Annotated in this window: 2 protein-coding genes and 1 pseudogene; all 3 read right to left on the reverse strand. The window is 59.6% G+C overall.

The window, feature by feature from the left end; genetic code table 11:
- On the reverse strand, positions 1 to 705 hold a 705-nt coding region (gene alc / locus ACIOUG_RS26200; RefSeq protein WP_401069950.1), incomplete at its 3' end, for an allantoicase.
- A gap of 87 nt (positions 706 to 792) precedes the next feature.
- On the reverse strand, positions 793 to 1,308 hold the full coding sequence (uraD, locus tag ACIOUG_RS26205; protein ID WP_095114340.1) for a 2-oxo-4-hydroxy-4-carboxy-5-ureidoimidazoline decarboxylase: 516 nt from the start codon (positions 1,306 to 1,308) through the stop codon (positions 793 to 795).
- Positions 1,305 to 1,991, reverse strand: a pseudogene (locus ACIOUG_RS26210) (polysaccharide deacetylase family protein); the annotation flags it as partial. The pseudogene ACIOUG_RS26210 and the gene uraD, both read right to left, overlap by 4 nt.
- Positions 1,992 to 2,093 lie beyond the last annotated feature (102 nt).

Here is a 2,093-nt window from a genome sequence, read left to right on the forward strand (position 1 = left end):
AAACAGACCGAATAACACAAATTCATAGCACACTGTACTACGAAGTTCTGTTACACAGCCGTCGCCCATGTTGATGCCACGACCCGGGTTGAGGATATTGCTCATGCGGCCGAAGTGTTCGTCGGAGCAGGCGAGGGCGCGGCCACCGTTAAGGGCTGCAGCCAGATCGACTTGCTCGTTGTCGCCAACCGCGGACCAGTCGCGGAACGGAATACCGTAGACGCGCAGACGAGCGACACCGCCGTCCGGGTAGATGTTGAAGCGCAGGTGGCTGAACGCTTGGTCGTTGCTGATTTCGTGGTAGTGGTGGCTGTTGCCTTGCAGCTCGACGGCCGACAGCACTTCAGTCCACTGGGTGTTTTCGTCAGGCTCGCCCGAGGCCAGGAAGCACGCTTCCAGCGAGGCCGATGGCGGGAAGTTGCCGGTGAAGAATGAAGTGTCGATGTCCACGCCTTTGATCGAACCCGGTACGCCCAGGCGGATTACCGCGCTGTCGTAGCCTTCGAAGCGCTTGCGACGCGATTCCCAGCCGTCCATCCACTTGCCGTTGTCGTCGAACACACCCTCCTTCCACACGGCCGGGGTCGGCTGAAACAGACGATTGGCGTCTGCGAACCAGTCATCGGTGACCGAGATGATTTTGGTGCCCAGACGGGCATCGGCCAGGTTGACGAACTTCTCGAAAGGTACGGCGTAATCTTTCATTCTTCTTGTCTGCCTTTAAATAAGTGGCTGGGGATGCTTGCGAGGCCCTGGGCATTCTCCGCGTCTGACATGCTCGGGCCAGGCTTGCTAAAGAGTCAGTAAACGGAACAGGGCGATCTTGTTGATCTCCGCCAGCGCGCATTTGAATTCGGTGTCGACCGAGTTGTGAATGCGCGTTTCGAACGCCGCGAGGATCTGATGCCGGTTGCTGCCTTTTACCGCCATGATGAAGGGAAACTTGAACTTGGCCTTGTAAGCGTCGTTCAGCTCGGTGAAGCGCTGGAACTCTTCGGCCGTGCATTGGTGAATACCGGCGCCAGCTTGTTCATTGGTGCTGGCTTCGGTCAGTTGGCCCTGGACGGCAGCTTTGCCGGCCAGGTCCGGGTGAGCGTTGATCAGTGCCAGTTGACTGGCGTGATCGGCGCTCAACAGGATGTCGCTCATGCGCTGGTGCAGGGTTTCGATCTCGTCGATCGAAGCGTCCGCGCCCAGGTCGTAGGCCTTCTCGGCCACCCATGGCGAATGTTCGTAGATGTCGGCGAAGGCTTTGACGAAGGCGTCGCGGCTCAGGGTCGACGGTTGCAGGGTTTGAAAGCGGCTCATTTGGCGGCCCCTTGGTACGGATGGGTTTCTTGCCAGTGACGTGCGATGTCGACGCGACGGCTGAACCACACCTGTTCATGACCTTTGACGTATTCGATGAAGCGTTTGAGCGAGGCGAGACGACCCGGACGGCCGATCAGGCGGCAGTGCAGACCGATCGAAAGCATCTTCGGCGCTTCGGCGCCCTCGGCGTAGAGCACGTCGAATGCGTCTTTGAGGTATTCGAAGAAATCGTCGCCCTTGTTGAAACCCTGCACCTGGGTGAAGCGCATGTCGTTGGTGTCGAGGGTGTACGGGATCACCAGATGCGGCTTGCCGGTCGGGTTGTTCGGTTCCCAGTAGGGCAGGTCGTCGTCGTAGGTGTCGCAGTCGTAGAGGAAACCGCCTTCTTCCATCACCAGACGACGGGTGTTCGGACCGGTGCGACCGGTGTACCAGCCCAGTGGGCGCTCGCCAGTGAGTTCGGTGAGGATGCGGATCGCTTCGAGCATGTGCTCGCGTTCCTGCGCTTCATCCATGTACTGGTAGTCGATCCAGCGGTAGCCGTGGCTGCAGATTTCGTGACCGGCTTCGACCATCGCGCGGATCACATCCGGGTGGCGCTGGGCGGCCATGGCCACGGCGAAGATGGTCAGCGGAATGTCGAATTCCTTGAACAGTTTCAGGATCCGCCAGACGCCGGCGGGGGGGGGGGGGGGGTGGCAAACAAACATGTATTTTGTGGGGGGATGCCGGGCGGGGGCGCGACCAAAAGGCCTGGTGGGGGGGGTTTAAATAGATTACAT

Source organism: Pseudomonas sp. NPDC087803 (assembly GCF_044742995.1).
Lineage (GTDB): Bacteria > Pseudomonadota > Gammaproteobacteria > Pseudomonadales > Pseudomonadaceae > Aquipseudomonas.

Coding starts and splice junctions, on each gene's coding strand:
- uraD (WP_095114340.1), bottom strand. CDS start 1,308: ATGAGCCGCTTTCAAACCCTGCAACCGTCGACCCTGAGCCGCGACGCC.